The following is a 779-nucleotide window of genomic DNA, read 5'->3' on the forward strand; positions in this document are numbered from 1 at the left end:
GGTCCAGACGCAGGGCCAGGACGCCGTCGGTGCCCCGGCCGGGACCCAGCCGGGCGGCGCTCACCGCGGGCTCGGCGGCCAGCACCGTGCGCAGCGCCCCGAGGACGGCCGGGTCCTCCAGCGGATCGGCGGCGGTGGTGCGGCCCTCGGCGAGCGCCGCCAGCGCGGGGCCGGTGAGCTGGTAGGTCACCGGCCCGGCCAGATCCAGTACGAGGGTGTCGGCGCCCTCCTGGGCGAGGGCCTGGAGTGCCTGGCGCAGGGGGACGGCGACGGGGCGGGCCTCCGGGCGCCAGCGGGCCAGGCTGTCGGTGGAGGTGAAGGCCGGCAGGGCCTTCCGCCCGCCCGGCGCGTTGAGCGTGGGGACCGCCATGTCGCTGGTCTTCTCCCGCCGCAGGCCGTCCTCGCCGGTCTCCACCTCGCCGAGGACGGCGACCACCGGCACCAGCAGCCGGGCCTTCGCCAGGGCGGCCAGCACCTCGGGCTCGGCGGTGCGGTCCTGCGCCCAGGCGGCCAGCGCCCGGGCGAGTGCGGGGTCGGCCGAGCCGTCGTCGCCGGAGAACCCGGGATCGGGGATGTTCTTGAGCGCCACGCGTCCGAGGGTAGCCGCCCGGGTCAGGCGGCCCGCCCCACGGCCCGCTCCGCGCTCCGCCCTGCCGGCCGCCCTCCCGGCCGGTCGCCCCGGTACAGCAGCACGGCGCAGAGCACCAGCAGCAGGCCGGGGTCCCCCGCGGGGGGGGGCAGCCCGGCGCCCCGGGGCGGCCCGGGGAGCGGCCCCGCGC

At 80.5% G+C, this 779-nt stretch carries 1 protein-coding gene; it reads right to left on the reverse strand.

The features are described from left to right. Positions 1-589: SseB family protein (locus AC2CJA_RS26980; RefSeq protein ID WP_484605252.1), on the reverse strand; the 589-nt coding region annotated here is incomplete at its 3' end. Positions 590-779 lie beyond the last annotated feature (190 nt).

It is taken from the genome of Streptomyces sp. ATLC9 (assembly GCF_057196705.1).